General features: G+C 43.5%; 19 protein-coding genes. 3 read left to right on the top strand and 16 right to left on the bottom strand.

Going from position 1 to position 20206, the window contains the following annotated elements; genetic code table 11:
* Positions 1 to 140 precede the first annotated feature (140 nt).
* Entirely contained in the window at positions 141 to 872 is a 732-nt protein-coding gene (locus DBT49_RS02590) for a pseudouridine synthase (protein WP_070558539.1), read from the top strand.
* 98 nt (positions 873 to 970) lie between these two features.
* Here DBT49_RS02590 and DBT49_RS02585 read toward each other — a convergent pair whose 3' ends face one another.
* The 9 genes from DBT49_RS02585 to pdhA form a co-directional block, all read right to left on the bottom strand.
* Positions 971 to 1618: an amino acid ABC transporter permease gene (locus DBT49_RS02585; protein WP_070558541.1), complete on the bottom strand. Its 648-nt coding sequence runs from the start codon at positions 1616 to 1618 to the stop codon at positions 971 to 973.
* A gap of 11 nt (positions 1619 to 1629) precedes the next feature.
* Positions 1630 to 2271 (bottom strand): amino acid ABC transporter permease, encoded by a 642-nt coding sequence (locus DBT49_RS02580; protein ID WP_070558543.1) that lies wholly within the window; start codon positions 2269 to 2271, stop codon positions 1630 to 1632.
* Between the two features lies 1 nt (position 2272).
* On the bottom strand, positions 2273 to 3115 hold the full coding sequence (locus DBT49_RS02575; protein WP_111872387.1) for a glutamate ABC transporter substrate-binding protein: 843 nt from the start codon (positions 3113 to 3115) through the stop codon (positions 2273 to 2275).
* Between the two features lie 14 nt (positions 3116 to 3129).
* Complete coding sequence (locus tag DBT49_RS02570) at positions 3130 to 3864, bottom strand: amino acid ABC transporter ATP-binding protein (RefSeq protein ID WP_013669549.1); 735 nt, start codon at positions 3862 to 3864, stop codon at positions 3130 to 3132.
* 277 nt (positions 3865 to 4141) lie between these two features.
* A complete protein-coding gene (locus DBT49_RS02565; protein WP_070558546.1) occupies positions 4142 to 4567 on the bottom strand; it encodes a hypothetical protein in 426 nt (141 codons plus the stop codon).
* 140 nt (positions 4568 to 4707) lie between these two features.
* The gene (gene lpdA / locus DBT49_RS02560) at positions 4708 to 6117 is read right to left on the bottom strand and encodes a dihydrolipoyl dehydrogenase (RefSeq protein ID WP_070558548.1); all 1410 of its coding nucleotides are present in this window, start codon (positions 6115 to 6117) and stop codon (positions 4708 to 4710) included.
* Between the two features lie 15 nt (positions 6118 to 6132).
* The gene (locus tag DBT49_RS02555; protein ID WP_070558550.1) at positions 6133 to 7752 is read right to left on the bottom strand and encodes a 2-oxo acid dehydrogenase subunit E2; all 1620 of its coding nucleotides are present in this window, start codon (positions 7750 to 7752) and stop codon (positions 6133 to 6135) included.
* A gap of 52 nt (positions 7753 to 7804) precedes the next feature.
* Complete coding sequence (locus DBT49_RS02550) at positions 7805 to 8791, bottom strand: alpha-ketoacid dehydrogenase subunit beta (protein ID WP_070558552.1); 987 nt, start codon at positions 8789 to 8791, stop codon at positions 7805 to 7807.
* 2 nt (positions 8792 to 8793) lie between these two features.
* Positions 8794 to 9897 (bottom strand): pyruvate dehydrogenase (acetyl-transferring) E1 component subunit alpha, encoded by a 1104-nt coding sequence (pdhA, locus tag DBT49_RS02545; RefSeq protein ID WP_064292729.1) that lies wholly within the window; start codon positions 9895 to 9897, stop codon positions 8794 to 8796.
* Positions 9898 to 10338: 441 nt separating this feature from the next.
* On the opposite strand from pdhA, the gene def reads away from it, so the two are divergent.
* Positions 10339 to 10917 (top strand): peptide deformylase, encoded by a 579-nt coding sequence (def, locus tag DBT49_RS02540; RefSeq protein WP_070558554.1) that lies wholly within the window; start codon positions 10339 to 10341, stop codon positions 10915 to 10917.
* A 66-nt stretch (positions 10918 to 10983) separates the two neighbouring features.
* Here def and coaBC read toward each other — a convergent pair whose 3' ends face one another.
* Both coaBC and thrC read right to left on the bottom strand, forming a co-directional pair.
* Positions 10984 to 12222 (bottom strand): bifunctional phosphopantothenoylcysteine decarboxylase/phosphopantothenate--cysteine ligase CoaBC, encoded by a 1239-nt coding sequence (coaBC, locus tag DBT49_RS02535; protein WP_070558556.1) that lies wholly within the window; start codon positions 12220 to 12222, stop codon positions 10984 to 10986.
* Between the two features lie 9 nt (positions 12223 to 12231).
* Positions 12232 to 13707, bottom strand: coding sequence for a threonine synthase (gene thrC, locus DBT49_RS02530; protein ID WP_070558558.1), 1476 nt, complete (start codon positions 13705 to 13707; stop codon positions 12232 to 12234).
* A 288-nt stretch (positions 13708 to 13995) separates the two neighbouring features.
* Here thrC and DBT49_RS02525 point away from each other — a divergent pair, with 288 nt between their 5' ends.
* A complete protein-coding gene (locus tag DBT49_RS02525) occupies positions 13996 to 14625 on the top strand; it encodes a 50S ribosomal protein L25 (protein WP_070558560.1) in 630 nt (209 codons plus the stop codon).
* A 61-nt stretch (positions 14626 to 14686) separates the two neighbouring features.
* On the opposite strand, the gene DBT49_RS02520 is transcribed toward DBT49_RS02525, so the two are convergent.
* The 5 genes from DBT49_RS02520 to DBT49_RS02500 all read right to left on the bottom strand — a co-directional run bounded on the left by DBT49_RS02520 (position 14687) and on the right by DBT49_RS02500 (position 20126).
* Complete coding sequence (locus DBT49_RS02520; protein ID WP_070558562.1) at positions 14687 to 15676, bottom strand: YeiH family protein; 990 nt, start codon at positions 15674 to 15676, stop codon at positions 14687 to 14689.
* Between the two features lie 138 nt (positions 15677 to 15814).
* Entirely contained in the window at positions 15815 to 17704 is a 1890-nt protein-coding gene (locus DBT49_RS02515; protein WP_111872386.1) for an aryl-sulfate sulfotransferase, read from the bottom strand.
* A 2-nt stretch (positions 17705 to 17706) separates the two neighbouring features.
* Complete coding sequence (locus DBT49_RS02510) at positions 17707 to 18015, bottom strand: thioredoxin family protein (RefSeq protein WP_013668698.1); 309 nt, start codon at positions 18013 to 18015, stop codon at positions 17707 to 17709.
* A gap of 113 nt (positions 18016 to 18128) precedes the next feature.
* On the bottom strand, positions 18129 to 18782 hold the full coding sequence (locus DBT49_RS02505; protein ID WP_070558565.1) for a Crp/Fnr family transcriptional regulator: 654 nt from the start codon (positions 18780 to 18782) through the stop codon (positions 18129 to 18131).
* Between the two features lie 87 nt (positions 18783 to 18869).
* Positions 18870 to 20126, bottom strand: a complete 1257-nt coding sequence (locus DBT49_RS02500) for a cation:proton antiporter (protein WP_070558567.1) — start codon at positions 20124 to 20126, stop codon at positions 18870 to 18872.
* Positions 20127 to 20206: the final 80 nt, after the last annotated feature.

Genomic DNA, 20206 nt, shown 5'->3' with positions numbered 1-20206 from the left:
ACTTTAGTGAAGTGGAGAGCGATCTGCACCCGGAGCACGTTTGGAGAGAGGCCGACAGTCACAACAAAGAACAAACATTACTATTAAGAAGTCTGAAATATTAATCCCAGCTATAAAGTCATTGATAAAGGAGCTTTACTATGCGTTTAGATAAATTCATTGCAAATTTTACCCTCTATAGTCGTAAAGAAGTCAAAAAATTAATCAAGGCCAAACGGATTACAGTGAACGATTCTATTGCCAGCCGTCCTGAAATGCAGGTTGACGAAGAGACCGATACCATTAGTCTGGACGGTCAATGGATCGGATATGAACCCTACATTTATTACCTGCTTAATAAACCGCAAAATTGTCTGTCTACTACCCGTCCCGGTCCCACACCGATTGTGACGGATTTTCTGCCAGCTAACGAAGTTGAGATTTACCAACCCTTTCCCGTGGGGCGCTTAGATAAGGATACCGAGGGCCTCCTCCTTCTGACTAATGACGGCGACTTCGCCCATGACCTCCTCTCACCTAAGAAATTAGTCAGCAAGGAGTACTATGCTGAGATTGAAGGGATTGTGACTGAAGAGGATGTCGAAGCTTTCGCTAAAGGCTTAGCCATCAACCAAGGCGACCACTGTGCCCCTAGTCAGCTAGATATTTTGGCCACTGATCCAGCCAAGAACCGGTCGGAAATCACCGTGACCTTGACAGAGGGCAAGTATCATCAGGTCAAGCGCATGTTTCAAGCAGTCGGAAAAGAGGTTATCTACCTACAACGCTTTCGAATTGGCTCGCTCTACTTGCCTGAAGAACTTGAGCTCGGTCAGACCTTTAAACTCCTCCCTGAGGAAGCCCAATTAGCTTTAAAAAACAAGACAGACTAAAAGTCCCATCCATATCGAATAAAAAACTCCTCATTTCTGCTCTGGCTCTAAATCAATAGAGTCCTTAAGCAAGCATTGAGGAGTTTTTATTTGTCATTTTATCCGGCAAATTTCAACCGCTTAGCTAGACGTGACAGGAGGAAGCAGGTGATCCAATAGAGGAAGGTCATCGCCACAAAAATTGGAATCACATAAGAGGTCTCCTGACCATAGATAATCCGGGCATTATGGGTCAGCTCTGGTAAGGAAATCACCGTTGCTAAGCTGGTGTCCTTAATGAGAGCAATCAGCTGACTGACAATGGAAGGTAGCATGGATCGGATCGCTTGAGGTAGGATAATTAAAAAAATCACCTGACCACGGGTGAAGCCGGTTGAAAGTCCCGCCTCCATTTGTCCCTTAGGTACGGCATTCATCCCACCACGAATGATTTCTGAAATCATGCAAGACTCAAAGATGGTCATTGCTGCCACCGCTGCCCAAAAGATATTCAAGCGCAGGCCGATTTGTGGTAAGGCAAAGTAAGTAAAAAATATAATTAATAGCAAGGGTAAATTACGGATGGTATCAACAACTAAGCCTACTCCCTTGGCTACAAAAGGGAGCTTAAGGTAGCGAATGACTCCTAAGAGCGTCCCTAAGAGTAAACTCAAAAGGATGGTTATCCCAGTGACCTTTAAAGTCACCCATAGGCCTTCTAAGAGAAAGGAAATATTTACCCAAGAAAAAGCATCAGAAAAATTCATGATCATCCCTCCTAGTTACTCAAGCGTCGTTCTAGATACTGCATCAAGGCTGTCAGTGGTATGGTTAACACTAAGTAGAACAAAGCCACTAAGATATAAGAATCAAAGGTATTAAAGGTTTCACTAGCAATCAAGTCTCCAAAATACATCAAATCTAGCCCAGCAACCATAGCCAAAATACTCGAGTTCTTCACCAGGTTAATGAACTGGTTGCCTAGTGGTGGGATCACGATGCGAACGGCTTGAGGGAAGATAATGTAGACCATGGTCTCAGTCGCGGTGAAACCTTGGGATAGTCCCGCCTCCATTTGTCCATGAGGAACGGCTTCAATCCCCGACCTCACCACATCAGCAATAAAGGCCGAGGTATAGATAGTGAGACCAATTAAACCGGCAGTAAAGCCATTTAATTTCACCCAGTATAGAGGCACAACCACGTAGAAGAACATTACAATGATTAACAAGGGAATATTGCGGAAAAATTCCACATAGATGTCTCCCAGCATCCGAAGGCCCTTATGATGGCTGGTTTGCATAATCCCCACCAAGCTCCCGATGACTAGGGAGAAAACTAAGGCTAAGACACTGACCAAGATGGTATTCTTAAAACCGAGGAACAATTCACTGGAATAGTTATTCAATAATTGAAACATTTTACTCCCCCTCCTTGACGTCATTAGCAATGGACGCTTCTTGAGCCTGGTCACCAAACCACTTCTTGAAAATAGCTTGATAGCTGCCGTCAGCAATCATATCTTTTAAGCCCTGATTGATGGCTTGGCGGAAGTCGTCTTGACCTTTATTTACCGCAATCCCATAAGGCTCCCGAGTAAAGGTAGATCCGGCAATATGGTAGTCAGGGTTTTCCTTACTGATCCCCAAAAGAATGGCATTATCAGTGGTCATAGCTTGGCCTTGACCAGATTTCAAAGCAGTGAAAGCTTCCGAATAATTTTCCAATTCCAAGACCTTGGCTTCTGGGGCGTGTTCCTTAATTCTTTGTGCTGAAGTGGATCCCTTAACCGCAAGAACTGTATGGTCAGGCCCCAGGTCCTCAATCCCCTTAAGCTTGACATCTGGCCCTACTAAGAGGGCTTGCCCGGCATTAAAATAAATATCAGAAAAATCGACCTGTTTTTTCCGCTCTTCAGAAATGGTCATGGTAGCAATAATAGCGTCGATATTGGCATTTTTGAGTAATGGAATCCGAGTTTTGGAGGTCACTTCGACAAATTCTGCCTGAGCATTAGGGCCGGCGATCCGCTTGGTCAATTCCTTAGCGATATCAATATCAAAGCCCTCAACTTCCCCTTTTTCAATGTTGTAAAAGCCGAATAGATTGGTATCCACCTTGACCCCCCAACGAATCTTAGGGGGTTGGTCAGTTTGCAAGCGGTCCATAATATTTTTCTCACTCACAGACTTCCCACAGGCACTGAGCAAACACAGCAGGCCTGTCAGGGCGAGGAGTAAGAGCTTTTTACCTGGATTTTTCATGGTAGACCCTCCTTTTATAAGCCTTCAAGGGAGGAGATAAAGTCACGCGCCCGTCGTGATTTTGGTTGACTGAAGAATTCCTCACTCGGACGATCTTCGACAATTTCACCCGCCTCCATAAAGATAGTCCGGGTTGAGACATGACGGGCAAAGCGCATTTCGTGGGTGACCACCACCATGGTCATTTGATCACGTTGGGCAATGCCTTGCATAACTTCTAAGACTTCACCGACCATTTCTGGGTCCAGGGCCGAAGTAGGTTCATCGAAAAGCAAGACCTTAGGCTTCATAGCCAATCCCCGAGCAATGGCCACCCTTTGCTTTTGACCACCAGAGAGTTGGCTTGGATAAGAATCCCGCTTGTCCCACATATTCACGCGCTTGAGTAGCCGCTCGGCACGCTCATAGGCTTCTTCTTTGGTCTTTCCAATGACCTTAATCGGTGCCAGAGTCACATTCTCCATAACGGTCATATGCGGATACAATTCAAAGTGTTGGAAGACCATGCCAAAGTCACGGCGAATTTGACGGATATTGGTTTTAGGATCAGCAATATCCTCACCATCACAATAGAGATGACCACTAGAAATTTCTTCCAGGCCATTAATACAACGCAAAAGGGTCGACTTCCCAGACCCAGACGGCCCAATCAAGGTGACCACCTCTCCCTCAGCAATGCCAAGGTTAATATCTTTTAAGGCATGAAAATCACCGTAATACTTTTCCACATCTTTAAATTCAATGATCATGTTTCTCACTCCAATCCTGCGATAATCAAATATGTTATATTTTCTAACATATTTTTTATGGTTGTTTATATTTTACGTATTTACTTCTGAATTGTCAAACTATTTTACATAGAAATTTAAGGGTTCTTTATTATTTATTAATAAAATAAGTTATTAGCTAATTATTGGGTGAAAATGCGGTTTTTATGTGTTACTTTTTTTAACAATTTTCAGCTAAAAAAGCGCATAAAAAAAGACCGCATGTTAGCTTGCAGTCTTCTCTATCAAGTCTAATCCTTTAGTTTTTAAACAGCTTTGATTCTTTGACTAAGATCCTTAAAACCTGTTGACCGGCCATAATAATCTCATAAAGGGGGCGCACATCTTCCGATACCCGGCCTAAAGTTCTTAAATAAATTTCACCATCACCCGCTAAACACAGGTGAAAATAGCCGGTGTGGACCCGGTTAAGCCGGTTAATTTCATCTAAGGCCTCACCTCGTTGGTTATAGTCCTTCACATAGGCCAGCTTACTGTAGGTAATTTGATAATCCACCGCCGGGTCTTCCTTACCATCGATAATAATGGCTACAGGGATGACCTCCCTATCCGGCAGCTGCATTCCCATCCGGAAGAGTTTCTGACCACCTTCCAACTCAGATTCTTCAACCGGGACGCCTCCTTTTAAGGCATAGTCCTTAAATTTATCAGTAATTTTACTCATAGCGACACTCCATCCTAGTCTTTTCCCTTAGTATGGCTAAGAAATCCCTAAAGTGCAAGTCATAGATCATTGATTAGTCACATATTAGCTAATAAAAAAGCCCTTGCCGGAGCAAGAGCCTTTCTTGTATTATTTTATTCTTACATATGGATCGGCATGCCGAGAACGCCTTCTGCTGTATCCATTAAGCTTTCCCCGAGGGATGGGTGGCCATGGATAGTGAGGGCAATGTCTTCAGCATTCATGCCTGCTTCAATAGCTAGGCCTGCTTCAGCCATCACGTCTGAAGCCCCAACACCGACCATTTGGGCACCAACGATCACCTTGTCATCCTTAGTAGCAACTAAGCGCACGAAACCTTCTTTTTGGTTCAATGACAAAGCCCGTCCATTCCCAGCTAATGGGAACTTGGTTGCTTTCACGTCAAGGCCTTGGTCTTTGGCTTCTTTTTCGGTTAGACCATAAGAAGCAATTTCAGGGTCAGTGAAGGCAACGGAAGGCATTACCTTGTAGTCAACTGCTGCTGGTTTGCCGGAAATAGCTTCCGCAGCAATTTTACCTTCGTAGGACGCTTTGTGGGCTAAAGCAGCACCAGGAACCACGTCACCAATCGCAAAGATATTCTTCACGCTGGTGCGGCCTTGGTTATCCACTTCAATTAAGCCACGGTCATTAGTCTTCACACCTAAGGCTTCTAAGCCGAGATCTTCGGTGTTAGGACGACGGCCGACACAGACTAAGACATAGTCCGCTTCGACTTCGTTAGCCTTACCGTCAATTTCATATTTAACGGTTACAGAGTCCCCGTTGTCGACAGCTTCCTTAGCCATGGCGTTCACATGGATATCCATACCTTTGGCTTTCATGCCTTTTTCCACAACCTTAACCATATCTTTTTCAAAGTTAGGTAAGATTTGAGGAGAACCTTCTAAGATGGTGACTTGGCTACCGAGGTTAGCATAAGCTGAACCCAGTTCGGCACCGATGACCCCACCACCGATAACAACAAGTTTCTTAGGCACTTCTTTTAAGTTTAAGGCACCTGTGGAGTCAATGACACGGCCACCAAACTTAAAGCCTTTGATTTCAATTGGATGGGAACCTGTCGCAATGATTGCGTGTTTGTAGCTATAGAGTTGGTGTTCATCACCTTCACCCATCACGGTTAATTCACGTTCATTGTTGAAGAAAGCTTCCCCGCGGATGATTTCCACTTTGTTTTTCTTCAATAGCATTTCTACCCCACTGGTTAGGGTTTTAACCACGCTATTGTCTTTCCATTCTTGTGTTTTGGTGAAATCTAAGCTAGCTTTTGAATCCACACCAAAGACGTCTAAACCGCCATTGGCTTCGTGGTAAGCATGTCCAGCTTGGATTAAAGCCTTGGAAGGAATACAGCCAACGTTTAAGCAGACACCACCAATATATTCACGTTCAATAATGGCTACTTTTTGTCCCATTTGGGCTGCGCGGATCGCCGCAACGTATCCGCCAGGTCCAGCCCCAACAACGACTGTATCCAGTTCAATTGCCATTGCACCTACAACCATTTACTAACTACCTCCTTAAGATTCCATTAATAATAATTCAGGATCGCTAAGCAGACGACCGACTTCATTCAAGGCTTTTTGTCCTGTTGCGCCGTCAACGATACGGTGGTCGAATGTTAATGAAAGTTTCAATACTCGACCAACTGCTAATTCACCATTGTCGTCAACTACAGGTTGTTGCACAATTGCACCAAAGCCTAAAATGGCAACTTCTGGGTAGTTAAGAATTGGGGTGAAGTATTCCCCGCCAACTGAACCGATGTTAGAAATTGAAACAGTACCGTCTGACATGTCAGCAGCCTTCAATTTACCTTCATGGGCCTTGGCAGCTTTATCATTAATTTCATCAGCAATATCAAACATGGATTTGCGGTCTGCATTATGAACTACAGGAACGTATAATCCTTGGTCAGTATCAGTAGCAATACCAATGTTGTAATATTTCTTCAATAAGAATTCTTGGGCGTCATCATCCACAGAAGCGTTAAGCATTGGGTATTTCTTAACTGCAGCAATTAAAGCTTTCACTGCATATGGTAAGAAGGTTAACTTCGTATCACGTTCAGCAGCAATGCCCTTGAATTTCTTACGGTGATCCCATAGTTTGGATACTTCGACATCCTTGAACAAGGTCACTTGAGGAGCAGTGTATTTAGAGGTTTCCATGGATTTAGCGATAGCTTTACGCATTGGAGTCATCTTCACGTGTTCTACATCGCCGTCTTCATGGCTTTCCTTCTTAGGCGCAGCTTTCTTAGCAGGTTCTTCGCTGGCTTTAGCACTTGTTGCTTCAGCAGCTGGAGCACTTGCAGCTTGTCCATCAAAGTTATCAATATCTTCTTTGAGGACACGGCCATTCTTACCAGTACCTGCAACTTGAGAGATGTCAACGCCTTTTTCACGGGCATATTGACGCACGGAAGGCATTGCTAATACGCGTTTGTTTGGATCAGCGGTTTGTGGAACGCCACCGTTGCCATTAGCTGCACCGGTTGCTCCTTCATTGCCTTCATCAGCTTTTTCAAGTTGAGCTGGCGAAGCTGGAGTTGAAGATGGTGCTGAGCCTTCGCTGTTATGTTCTGGTGAGTCGATTTCAGCAAGAACATCACCCACATTGGCTACTTCACCGGCAGGCACAATGATGTTCTTAATGGTACCAGCAACTGGAGCGTAAACTTCTTCAACGGATTTGTCATTTTGAATTTCAACAACCGCAGTATCTTCAGTGACTTCGTCGCCTTCACTGACTAACCATTCAGCGATTTCACCTTCGGCCATTCCTTCACCAACATCTGGTAGGCGGAATTGATAATATCCGGTACTTGCGTTAGCTGAAGGAGCTGAGGTTTCTTCACTAGCTGGAGCTTCAGAAGCTGTATTATCACTTTCTGGTAAACCTTCCCCTGAGAAGTCAATCAAAGGTTCCCCAACGATAGCTACGTCACCTTCTTCAACGTATAATTTTTCAATTTTACCGCTTACAGGTGAAGCGATTTCTTCAACAGATTTATCATTTTGGATTTCAACAAGAACATCTTCTTCTTGGACGGAGTCTCCGACAGCAACGTGCCAGCTAACAACTTCGCCTTCGCTCATGCCTTCACCGACGTCTGGCATATTAAAAGTATATGTCATCTTTTTTCATCATCCCTTCTTAGCTTAAGTGATTCAATAGGATTACTTATTTCTAGAAATTAACTGTGTTCTTAACTGCTTCTTTGATGTCATCAGCATTTGGCAACCAGTCATTTTCTGCTAAACCAAATGGGTAAACTGTATCAGGAGCTGATACGAATTCAATTGGTGATTCTAGAGAAAGAATGAAACGTTGAGAAATTTCAGCGATCACATTGTTACCTGCACCAGCTTCACGTTGAGCTTCTTGTACCATGACAACACGGCCGGTTTTTTCAACAGATTTACCAATGGTTTCATAGTCAACTGGTGAAATCGTCCGTAAGTCAATGACTTCAACAGAAATATTTTCTTTTTCTAATTCTTCCGCAGCCTTAAGTGCTTCACGTACCATGTAACCGTAAGCGATCACAGTAACGTCAGAGCCTTCACGAGCCACATTGGCTACACCTAGAGGAATGGTATATTCTTCTTCAGGAACCTCTTCACGGAATGAACGGTATAACTTCATGTGTTCAAGGAATAAGACTGGGTCGTTGTCACGAATTGCTGAAGCAAGTAAACCTTTAGCTTCATAAGGACTTGATGGGACAACCACTTTCATCCCTGGGGTTTGGACAAAGAGACCTTCTACTGAGTCCGCGTGCATTTCAGGTGTGTGAACCCCACCACCAAATGGTGAACGAACGGTAATTGGGAAGTTACGGGTTGCTCCATAACGGAAGCGGTAACGTGACATTTGTCCAGCTAGGGAGTCCATCACTTCAAATACGAAAGCGAAGAATTGGATTTCCATGATAGGACGGAAACCTTGGAGACAAAGTCCGATTGCCATACCACCAATACCTGATTCAGATAGAGGCGTATCACTTACACGGTCTTCACCATATTTATCATATAAACCTTTAGAAGCACGGAACACACCACCGTTTTTACCTACGTCTTCACCGAAAAGTAAAATTTTATCGTCACGAGCCATTTCTTGGTCTAACGTTGCAGTGATGGCTTCTACCATTGTTTTTCCAGTTCTCTTGGCCATCCTTATTCACTCTCCTTCGCTTCATATTTTTCAATTTGTTCTTTAATGTTTTGTCCTGGTTCTTCAAACATGTTCTTCAAGAAGTCAGAAACTTTTTGCTTAGGTGCAGCTTCAGCCTTCTTGATGGCTGCTTGAACTTCTTCTTTAACGCTTTCGACATAGTCGCTTTCAGTTTGTTCGTCCCAGAGACCTTTTTCTTCTAGGTATGCACGGAAACGAATCAATGGTTCACGACTGGTCCAGCTTTGGATATCTTCATCGGTACGATAAATCTTAGGATCGTCACCGGAAGTGGAGTGAGCGCCGAGACGGTTGGTAATGGTTTCAATTAAGACTGGTCCGTTGCCTGCTGCAGCCCATTCACGTGCTTGTTTAGCTACCGCATAAACTGCTAAGGCATCGTTACCATCCACTTGAACACCTGGCATACCAGCTGCAACAGCTTTTTGTGCTAAGGATTTAGCCGCTGATTGTTTTTGACGTGGGGTGGAAATCGCAAAACCATTGTTTTGAATGAAGAAAACAATTGGTGCTTTATAGCGACCAGCATAGTTCCAAGCTTCATATGAGTCCCCTTGACTTGAACCACCGTCACCAGTGTAGGTGTAAGTGACATTCTTAGAACCATTTAATTTTTGACCAACAGCATTACCCATACCTTGGATAAGTTGGGCCCCAATAATAATTTGTGGAGGCATTGCATGGAAGTCTTCTGGATAATCATTTCCTTCAACGTGTCCACGAGACCAATGGAAAGCCTTATCTACTGGTAATCCCTTAGCCACTAATTGTGGAATATCACGGTAACCTGGGAATAGCCAGTCATCTTGTTCAAAGGCATAAGAGCTAGCCATTTGGGAAGCTTCTTGTCCATAAGTTGGCGCATAGAAACCTAAACGTCCTTGGCGAGCAAGTGCCATTGAGCGTTCGTGTAAGGTTCTTGAAAAGACCATCCGTTTCATTATTTCTACAAGTTGGTCGTCAGTTAAGTCTGGCATAATGTCAGGGTTAACGACTTTCCCTTCCTCGTCTAGTATACGAACCATTTGGAACTGTTCGTCAATACCAGCAAGTTGTGCTTGATAATCTACTGGTTGTTTTGCCATCTGTACACATTCCTTTCTGTAAAGAAAATATTTTGCCATGCCTTGGCATTGGCTTATTCACCCTTCACTTCACTAATTTATCATGGAAAGGAAGCGAATTCAAACAATAGAGGTCCAAATCCTAACTTTCTATATTAGAACAGTTGCTTTATTTGTGTAAACGTTAACATGCGCGCTGTAATTGATTTTCTAAAAGTCTGGCTAAAGTACTTATATAAAGCCATTTTTAAAAATAATACAGGTATTTGCAACTGTTATAATACTGTTACAATTCAATTAGGAAAGCGCTTGCCTTGTGAAATTTTTATTAATTACGGGATACATTTATTGTTCTGATTCGATGATTTATGGCCTTAAAAAACAGCGAGATCCTTTTGACTTATTTGCTGTAATTTGAGAAAATGAATTAAAATATAAGATAGTTAATGGAGGATAAGCTGTATGTACTTAATGGATGACATAACCCGTGATGGCAATCCAGTTTTACACCGTGAAGCAGACACCATCACTTTTCCCTTAAATGAAGCGCAAAAACAAGCCGCTCACGATATGATGGAATACCTGTATAATAGTCAAGATGAAGAAAAGGGCCCTGAACTTGGTCTCCGCGCTGGTGTTGGTCTCGCTGCCCCTCAAGTGGGTATTGGTGAAAAGATGATCGCCCTTTTGGTTCCTAATATCGAAGATCCTGATTCCGATGAAGAGATTATTTTAGAAGGGGTTATGGTCAATCCAAAGATCATTAGTCATTCCGTAGAAAAAGTTTGCCTCAGAGAAGGCGAAGGCTGCCTCTCAGTTGATGACGATGTGTCCGGTTATGTGCCCCGCTACGCTCGCATCACTATCACTTACGATGACCTGGAAGGCAATCACTTTAAGAAACGTTTCAAGGGCTATCCTGCCATCGTCTTGCAACACGAAATCGACCACCTTGACGGTCACCTCTACTACGAAAGAATTAATAAAACCGATCCATATTCCTTGGGCGAACACACCTATCTATTAGGTGACGAGTTTTAATCCTTGACCAAGAAAAAAGGACCTAGCTAGCAGCCACTTCCCTGGCTTGGAGCTAAGTCCTTTTTCTTATGCATTCAATTCTTGGGCAATTTGGGCAAAGATGCCTCCAGCAATCATCATTTTATCCGCTTGCGGCAGGGATTTCGCTCCCTTTTGACTAATGATGGTAACGGCATTATCTTCACTAGAGAAACCGATGGCTTGTTGACTCACGTCATTAGCCACAATCATATCGATCCCCTTGGCGGCTAATTTCTTCTTCGCATAGTCAAGCACATGGTTGGTTTCCGCTGCAAAGCCAACTAGGAAGGTGCCATCCTGGGAAAGGCTCTTGAGAATATCAGGATTTTCTACCAGGCTAATTTGTAAGTGATCCTGGTCATTTTCTTTATTCTTCTTGATCTTCTCGGTGCTAGGCGTCTCGACCCGGTAGTCAGAAACAGCCGCTGCCATGATAATGATATCACTGGCCTCGTTCAATTCATGCATGACTTGGTAGAGTTGGCGAGCATCTTTCACTTGACGGGTTTTAATAGCAGGTAAATGGGGCAAGCCTTGGGCCGTTGGGGTCATCACTAAGGTCACCTCAGCCCCTAAGAGAGCCGCCACATGAGCCAAGGCCAGGCCCATCTTCCCTGAAGAATGGTTACCAATAAAGCGGACGGGGTCGATGGCTTCTTGAGTGCCCCCTGCGGATACCGCAATCTGCTTCCCTTTAAAGGAGCTATTCTTAAGGACATTCTTTGCTTGATCGGCAAAGGCCTTCTCCACAGCGACCAAAGCCTTGACTGCTTGCAAGACCCCAATGGGTTCAGGCATCCGCCCTTTGCCTTCATAACCTTCTGCCAAAAAGCCAGAGGCCGGTTCGATAACAATATCTCCCCTCTCTCTCAGGCTGGCGACATTATTAACCGTCGCAGGATTTTCCCACATCTTATTATTCATGGCTGGAACAAAAATCCGTGGGCAATCCATGGCTAATAAGGTAGCAGTGGCTTCATTACCCCCTAAGCCCAAGCTCGCCTTGGCTAGGGTGTTAGCGGTAGCTGGGAGGACAACCACCAGGTCAGCCCAGTCAGCTAAATGAATGTGACCGATACTGTCTGGATAAGCCCCCTGTTCAGTTAAGACGGGGTACTTGGTTAAGACCTCGAAGGTAAAGGAGCGGACAAATTGTTCAGCTGCCTCAGTCATCACTACCCTAACTTCAGCGCCTGACTTGATCAAGAGGCGCACAAAGTCTGGCGCCTTGTAAGCAGCAATTCCACCAGTCACGATCACAACGATTTGTTTGTTTTCTAACACCTTAATCTCCTATCCTTTGGCAATCTCTCTTACCACTGTTTCCATTTTCTCCACTTCAATCACCCGTTCAGGCCGGCTGTCAGCTTCAAGGATGGCTTGGATTGCTTGGGGATAGTCCAAGCCATTGGCCGCTTGCACTGCCTCTAAGAGTTCTAAGTCACTTAAATGACTGTCGCCCTTAGCGATTGATTCCAAAACGGCAGCGGGGAATTTAAAAGGACTAGCTGTCGACACCACAATACTTTCACCTGCTAACTGGTCCTTCACCTTGCCTAGGCAAGCGGAAGCCACGGCCGTATGGGGATCCATGAGGTAATGGTCTTCTTGATAAACGCGCTTAATTTCAGTTCTGGTTTCAGCTTCATCACTATAGGCTCCAATAAAGCTATCAAAGGCCGCTTGCACTTCTTGACCTAATTGGTAGTGACCTTCGTCCTGTAATGCAGCCATCAAGTCTTTAACCGCTTGACTATCCTGGCCCACGGCGTAATACAAGAGCCGTTCCAGATTACTGGAGACCAAAATATCCATCGATGGAGAGATCGTCAACTTAAAGGGGCGACGGCGGTCATAAGTTCCGCTAGTGAAGAAGTCATAAAGGACGGTATTATCGTTAGAGGCACAGACTAAGCGGTCAATCGGTAGGCCCATTTGCTTAGCATAGTAGCCAGCCAATATATTTCCAAAATTCCCGGTTGGCACCGTAAAGTTGACCAAGTCTCCTGCTTGAATAGCGCCCTGTTTCAATAATTGCCCATAGGCATAGAAATAGTAAACCACTTGAGGGAACAAGCGACCGATATTCATGGAATTAGCAGAAGAAAATTGGCTATGGTTGGCTTGAAGTTCCGCTGCTAAGTCCTTATCATTGAAAAGCTCCTTGACCTTACTTTGAGCGTCATCAAAGTTTCCTTTGACCCCAAAGACATAGGTGTTGTCTCCTTTTTGAGTCAGCATTTGTTTTTCCTGAATGCTGGAAACCCCGCCCTTAGGATAGAAGACAATGATCTTAGTCCCAGTCACGTCTTCAAAACCAGCCATGGCGGCCTTACCCGTGTCCCCTGAAGTCGCGGTTAAAATGATAATTTCCTCATCGCGACCCAAGACTTTTTGGGCAGCCTTCATTAAATGAGGCAGTAAGGATAAGGCCATATCCTTAAAGGCAATCGTTGGCCCATGGAAAAGCTCCAAAAGATAGTGGTCTGATACGCCTACAACTGGCGCAATACGGTCATCATCAAATTTTTCATCATAGGCGGCTTGGATACAGGATTGTAAAATGTCCTTAGGGAAATCATCAAAATAGAGGCTTAAAATTTGAAAGGCTAGTTCCTGGTAGGACAACTTGCTCATCGTCTCCCAATCTCCTTCGTAATGAGGAATCGATTCAGGAACATAAAGTCCCCCATCAGGCGCTAAACCTTGCAAAATCGCCTCCGTTGCCCGAACAGAAAGCTGATTATTTCTCGTACTGGTGTATAACATGGATAACCTCCTAGGTAAGCAGATATTATTGCCGTTATTTTACCATACTTAAGCCTTGAGTTGGTCCACTAGGAATTAAAAACTACAAGTCCTTATCATTTTCTAGACAGCCGAAAAAGCGAATAACAGGAAATATTTTTCAAAAAGACTACAACTCTTGGCCTTTTTATGGTTAAATAGAAATTGAAAAACTATGGATTCTTGATCTATTATGGCCCTTTGTGCTATAATTGAGTAGTTTTTAGGAATTCAAAGAATTCATAAAAGTAATAATCAGGAGGTAGAATGATGAAATTTGTAGCAAAAACGCGTGATGCTGCAGGAACATCCGCTTCAAAGGCTTTACGCCGTGAAGACCTAGTTCCAGGTGTCGTGTATGCTAGTGACCTAGACCCTATCAAAATTTCAATGGAACGCCCAGACGTGGAAAAAATTGAACGTGATTTAGGGACTAACTCAGTTTTCGAATTAGAAATTGAAGGACAAGGAAGCCGTACTGTTTTCCTACGTGAAATTTCTCGCGCAGCAATTAAGCCAATCGTTTATAACATTAGCTTACAAGCGATCAAGAAAGGTGAAAAACTTGAGGTTAACGTTCCTGTATCTATCGTTGGCGAAGAGAAGCTAGCTAACCCTGCTGGTGTGGCAGCGATCAACGTTTACGAAGTTACCTTACGTATTGACCCTGCTAAAGCGCCAGAATACTTCACTGTGGATGTTAGCGGCTTAGACATTAATGACAGCGTTACTGCCGGAGAAGTTAAATTCGAAGGTATGGAAGATGCTGAATTAATTACCGACCCAGAAGAAGTTATCGTATCAGTCAGCGCTCCAGATGACGAACCTGAAGAAGATGCAGAACCATCTGCAGCAGCTGAACCTGAAGTTATCGGCGAAAAAGATTCTGACGAAGAATAATCACTTCATACAAAAAACGCAAGCCCAAATGGACTTGCGTTTTTTCTTTTGCTTTATTTGATTAGAAGAACATTTTTGCCGCAACAAAGACCAGGGCAAAGAGAGCTACTGAGCCAGCGAAACAAACCGCAAAGACTTTTTGGCCCTTTTCAAAGACCACTTTAAAGTTCACATTTACCCCTAAAGCAGCCATTGCCATCCCTAAGAGAATGTAGGCCAAGTCAACTAAGTGGCCCACAATAGCATCTGATAGTCCTGCATAGGTCCCAATCGCTGAAGAAATGATGAAACCTAACATAAACCATGGCCATTGAATCTTGGCATGACTATTGCCATCACTACGGCGACTAGCAATATAAGAGAAAATCAAGGATACGGGGGCTAACATTAATACCCGTGATAACTTAACAATCACAGCAATATTTTCTGAAGCAGCTCCCCCTGCAGCACCAGCAGCAACAGCATGGGCAATCTCATGTAAAGAGCCACCAGCTAGGACCCCAAACTGAACATCGGTCAAGCCCATAACTGGCCGTAAGAGCACCATAATCAAGGTGAAAATGGTCCCCAGAATAGCGACCACGGCAACAGAAATCACCTCATCGTCCTCATCCGTTTCAATAATGGGTGACAAACCAAGTACTGCGGCTGCCCCACAGATCCCACAACCAGAAGCGGATAAGAGGGATAGTTTACGTTCTATTCCAGCAGCCTTAGCCAGACTATAAATCAAGCCAATCGTGAAGGCAATCACTACAATAGCCAGGGTAATGGTCTTGACCCCGTGTTGAGCCAGCACTTCCAGGTTGAGCCGGAAACCCATCAGGATAATCCCCAAACGTAAGAACTTGTTAGAGATAAAGCCTGATCCCCCTTTGGCGATTTCCTTTAATTGACCGGATGCTTGTAAAACCATCCCAATAATTAAGGCAATCACTAAGTGACCAATTAAAGATAAGCCAGGGAAGCCTGATAGCCATTTAGCAAATAATGATACTAATAATAACAGAATAAATGAGAGCCAGAAGCTCTTCTTTTTTAAAATGTCCATATCTTCCTCCTTAAAATAATAAAAGCACCTCAGAAGTCGCTTCTTATAACGGAAAAGGCTTCCGAGGTAGCTATTTTATTAGACCATAGTTTGGTTAATTTGTCCAAATTTTTTTAAAGAAATTTAAAATGTCTGTCTTTAACCCTTAATAGTTAGGCCAGTATCATATTTCTTGTCATCGATGATTAATTTGACCTTGTAATCTCCCTTATCAAAGCCGTATTTGGTGACTACAGTCCGAGTTTCCCGGTCATCTTTTGGCAGGAAGGTTCCGGCACACATGGCACCACGATGCCCCTTAGCGGTTGAGATAAAGTAACGACGGGTATCTTCCTCGCCTTCAAGGACTAACATGACCAATTGACCTTTTTCAAACATAGCTTCAAAGGTAAACATATCTTCTTCATCGGTTAGACGAACATCGACCTTTTCTGGAACTGGTTCACTGACTTCTTCAGCTGGGATGTCATAGTCCATTTGCGCGGTTTCACCTAAGTAACCGAGGACACGACCAGCACCTAATTGTAGGTCATATTCGCCACCCTTCTTAGAATATAATGGGAATTTTTCAGCCCGGTAGTAGTTAGAACGCACGCTTAATTCATATTCTTTAACGCCATGGTTCCATTCAACGGTAATGGATTCTAATTTTGCATCCGGATCTTCTTGCATGGCGAATGGCCCTAATTCTTTGGATGGGTTGCCTTGGCCGTCATAAGCAATACCGCCGGAATGAATGAGGTAGTGGTCTTCATTATAGTAAACCACGTTACAGATGTATGGTGAGAAGAATTCATAGCCACGTTCTTTACCATATTGCCAGACTTGTTCAATTTCCATGGTTTCGGTATCAATCTTGTAACGGACCCCACGTGAATAGGATTCTTCTGGTGTTAGGTACTTGTCTGGATCTTGAGCCCCGTAGTGGTGGTTGTCAAAGCACATTACGTCACCATCAGGAGTAATTAAGTTGGCATGTTGTTCATATTGCCAGTCAAATTCGCCGTCACCCACTGGAGTGAAGAGATACTTGTGGTATTCTTCTGGCCAGCCATCTGGATCAGAAATAATCCAGTTAATTTCTTCAGTATCGAAGTCAATGTTAACCATGGCATTAACGTGACGACCAGATAAGGTTAGGGAATTGGTGTGCTCGTCATACCAGACCGCATTGTTGTGGAACCAGTCTTCTTCTGACCAGGAGCCTGATTTTTGAGAACCTGGTTTTAACAAATCGATATAGTTAATGGTTCGTTTTACCACACCGGTATCTTTATCCACTACCACTAGTTGGTCTTCCACGGTACTGTTCTCATGGTTACAGGTTAAAGCGATGATGTCTCCGTTAGGTAAGACACAGCAATCGTGGTGGAAGCCGGTAGGTACCCGGTATTCGGTATAAATCTTACCTACGGCTGAAAACTCATACATCCCACTCATGAAGTATGGCATAGAGGTCAAGCGGTCACTGGACATGAGTAAATGGCCATTATCTAGCACCTTAACGTCCCAGACCATTGGTACATCTAATTTCAAACGCACGTCACCCGCATAGTCAACCGCAATGGCTAAGGCATAGTTAGCCGGGCAGAGGAACATGATATTGTCCTGCATATATTCTGGAGTAGTTTCAATCGAATTCACCAGGTCGGTTCCTTCCACTTCGCCCACCGGAATGGTCACTGTATGCTTTTTGGAAGGGGTTTGGTAAGGATAAATTTCCACCTTGTTTTCATATTCAGGATAGAGTCCCACAATAGGAAGAACATGTTCGGTGCCGACAGGGAAGGTTTGGAAGATATCTGCTTCTTCAGTTTTACCTAAGACACGGACAGTAATCGCGGTAGGTTCTTCGGTCTTGAAGAGAACCACTGCGGATAAGGGGTTAATGAGATAGGCATTGTATTTCACTAAGGGATTGTCTAGGGTATAGTCACCCAAGTGAAACTCTTCTAACATAGCCTCTTCGGCTTTTCTTTGTTTTTCAATCAGGTGTTCTTTGTAGGTATAGGTTGCTGTTTCTGTCATGGTTATTCCTCCTCTAACATTTTTTCAATCACTGGTTTTTGTTGTAAGCCCGCTTTTCGGGTGATTTCATTACCGTCTTTAAAATAAACTAAGGTTGGATAGCCTTCGACGCCATATTCTTCTACGATGTCAGTATTTTCTTCAAAACTCACTTTAAGAATAGTCAGGTCATCCCCATGGCTTTTATTAATATCCTCTAGGATAAAACTTAACATTTTACAAGGGCCACAGGTCTTCGAATAGAAATCGACCAAAACATTGCCCTCAGCAATTTCAGCTTTAAAATCACCTTGTTGGTATTCTTTTATCATCTCAACACTCCTTCATTCAATGTTTGATAGCTATTTGATGATGCAGTGGTTAAAACTTTTATTAAGCCTTAAACCCATCGCATGAGTCATGAATATCTTTGACATCAACTCCTTTACAGGTTATCCCAAATTTTCTCTTGATTAATATGGGTCAGGGCCTTCCGTGTCATTTTAAAGAAGCCCTCTTCTTCCATATGGTGTAATTCTTGGTTTAGGCTGGACCGGCTGACCTTGATTAACTTGGCAAAAATTTCTTGGGTGAAGGGTAATTCCATGTCGGGTTTTATATCGCTCCGCCCAATTTCTAGGGAGTTCTTGGAGGCAATCCAGTAACACACCCGTTCACGAATGGTGGGATAGTTCAAGCAAGAAATGATCCGCTGTGATTCTAAGCCCCGCTCAATCAAGTGGTGGACATAGAGTTCCATGCCCAAGCTGTCTTCAAAAACGATAGCTTTAAATAATTTTGCCGGTATCCAGGTAACAGTAGTGGCACGTAAGACCACTAAATCATAGGTATAGTTTAGATTCTCGTTAAAATAAAGGTATTCCAATAGGATTGAATTGGTAAAGAAGAGTGTGGTATTTAACTCTTTCCCTTCTGCCGAATAATTCACTGTTTTGAGTAAACCTTTATCGACAATGCCAATTTCAGTAATCCGTGTTCCAATAGTCTCAATCACATCGCCCTTTTTATAGCTTTCCTGGCGGGTGTGATTAATGACTTTCTCATGGTTGAGACAGTAGTCAATAAATGATGTTGACATTTTCCCATCCCCCTGTATCTTTCAATATGGTTGGTTTTCTCCTTTTATTTTAATACAAGCTGAGGCATGTCTGCTTCACTTCATTTCTTAACTAGGCAGTAAGTCTTCTTGTCTTGCCAATTTTTCTTTCTCCTTGCCCGCTTCACCGAGTTTTCGATAAACCATGCCAGCTACGGGGAGAGAAATAATTTCAATGATTAGGGCAGCGGCTGAAATAGTGATCTGTAAGAGATTAGCTAGTTCAGGATAAACGCCCATCAAATTATAAGCAGCAATCCCGGCAAACATAATTGAAACTCCAGAGTGAGGCATCATAATGACTCCCATATACTTTTCAACGACTTTAGGCGCATGACTGATTTTGGCTCCCAGATAGCACCCCAAGTATTTGCCTAGGGCTCTAATCAAGATATAAGCTACCATAAGCATGCCGCCATCAAATAAGGCCGCTGGATTCAGGTGAATCGATAGGTTGACAATGAAAATCATTAAGGCGTAAGAGTGAACCGGTCCGAGATCCATTTGCAAGCTCGGAACTTTCTCAGGATCAACCACGTTCATAAAGGCACACGACCCGGCAATTCCGGCTAATAAGGACATCATCTGAGTTTCAGTAAAGACATGCCAGTTCAAATAATTATCTAAGGCATAGATGACCAGCATGGTGAGCAAATAAATAAGGAAGCTTTGCTGTTTGGAAGCGCCCTTTCCTACTAATTTCCCTGCGACAACTCCGATCAGTCCTCCCAAGAGAATCGGAGCTAAAATCATAATCAGTAATGACCCTAAGACGGAAGTGGAACTTTCGTTTAGAACTGCTCCAATCACTGAAACTAAGGGGAAGAAGACAATGTTAACCATCACTGAGTTAAAAGCCGTCATCGAGGGCACCGAATCAGATAAGGGGCCAGAACAATCATATTGTTCCACCACTGAGACCGGAGGGGCCGGTGCAGTTGCAATAGCGATTCCCCCAAAGAGTAAGGCAGCAATGATTGGTAAACCTAGGAAATGAAGAATAAGGGCAAAGGACCCCGTCACTACTGTAAAGGTTACCACCAAATCGGATAGTCCCATGGCGAAGACCTTACTGATGGAATCTTTGATGTCACGGTAAACTAACTTATAGCCCACCATCGACCCCACCAGAATTTGCATGAGTACCATCAGTGATTGATAAACCTTGGTTGAAATTAATTCAGGGCTTAAAAGGTTTAGCCCGTGCTCTCCGAGAAACATAGCCACAATCAACCAACCAATGATTGCTGGGAATTTGATTTTCTTAGCCAGTTCTCCGGCAAAATAAGCAATAATCATTGCCAGTAAGAATCGAAGAACAAACACATTGAACACTCCTTTCCAATATTTTTCTTAAATTCTCTATTACTTATTGGTCGTTATAGCCTTCTCACTTTGGGTGAAAA

The organism is Aerococcus mictus (assembly GCF_003286595.3).
In the GTDB taxonomy this organism is placed as follows: domain Bacteria; phylum Bacillota; class Bacilli; order Lactobacillales; family Aerococcaceae; genus Aerococcus; species Aerococcus mictus.
Note: the sequence above shows the minus strand (reverse complement) of the source record. Positions and strands in the feature narration are given on the sequence as shown.

Excerpts from the sequence above, each read along its gene's own strand:
- DBT49_RS02590 (WP_070558539.1), top strand. The coding sequence starts at position 141 with ATGCGTTTAGATAAATTCATTGCAAATTTTACCCTCTATAGTCGTAAA.
- DBT49_RS02585 (WP_070558541.1), bottom strand. The coding sequence starts at position 1,618 with ATGAATTTTTCTGATGCTTTTTCTTGGGTAAATATTTCCTTTCTCTTA.
- DBT49_RS02580 (WP_070558543.1), bottom strand. The coding sequence starts at position 2,271 with ATGTTTCAATTATTGAATAACTATTCCAGTGAATTGTTCCTCGGTTTT.
- DBT49_RS02575 (WP_111872387.1), bottom strand. The coding sequence starts at position 3,115 with ATGAAAAATCCAGGTAAAAAGCTCTTACTCCTCGCCCTGACAGGCCTG.
- DBT49_RS02570 (WP_013669549.1), bottom strand. The coding sequence starts at position 3,864 with ATGATCATTGAATTTAAAGATGTGGAAAAGTATTACGGTGATTTTCAT.
- DBT49_RS02565 (WP_070558546.1), bottom strand. The coding sequence starts at position 4,567 with ATGAGTAAAATTACTGATAAATTTAAGGACTATGCCTTAAAAGGAGGC.
- lpdA (WP_070558548.1), bottom strand. The coding sequence starts at position 6,117 with ATGGTTGTAGGTGCAATGGCAATTGAACTGGATACAGTCGTTGTTGGG.
- DBT49_RS02555 (WP_070558550.1), bottom strand. The coding sequence starts at position 7,752 with ATGACATATACTTTTAATATGCCAGACGTCGGTGAAGGCATGAGCGAA.
- DBT49_RS02550 (WP_070558552.1), bottom strand. The coding sequence starts at position 8,791 with ATGGCCAAGAGAACTGGAAAAACAATGGTAGAAGCCATCACTGCAACG.
- pdhA (WP_064292729.1), bottom strand. The coding sequence starts at position 9,897 with ATGGCAAAACAACCAGTAGATTATCAAGCACAACTTGCTGGTATTGAC.
- def (WP_070558554.1), top strand. The coding sequence starts at position 10,339 with ATGTACTTAATGGATGACATAACCCGTGATGGCAATCCAGTTTTACAC.
- thrC (WP_070558558.1), bottom strand. The coding sequence starts at position 13,707 with ATGTTATACACCAGTACGAGAAATAATCAGCTTTCTGTTCGGGCAACG.
- DBT49_RS02525 (WP_070558560.1), top strand. The coding sequence starts at position 13,996 with ATGAAATTTGTAGCAAAAACGCGTGATGCTGCAGGAACATCCGCTTCA.
- DBT49_RS02520 (WP_070558562.1), bottom strand. The coding sequence starts at position 15,676 with ATGGACATTTTAAAAAAGAAGAGCTTCTGGCTCTCATTTATTCTGTTA.
- DBT49_RS02515 (WP_111872386.1), bottom strand. The coding sequence starts at position 17,704 with ATGACAGAAACAGCAACCTATACCTACAAAGAACACCTGATTGAAAAA.
- DBT49_RS02510 (WP_013668698.1), bottom strand. The coding sequence starts at position 18,015 with ATGATAAAAGAATACCAACAAGGTGATTTTAAAGCTGAAATTGCTGAG.
- DBT49_RS02505 (WP_070558565.1), bottom strand. The coding sequence starts at position 18,782 with ATGTCAACATCATTTATTGACTACTGTCTCAACCATGAGAAAGTCATT.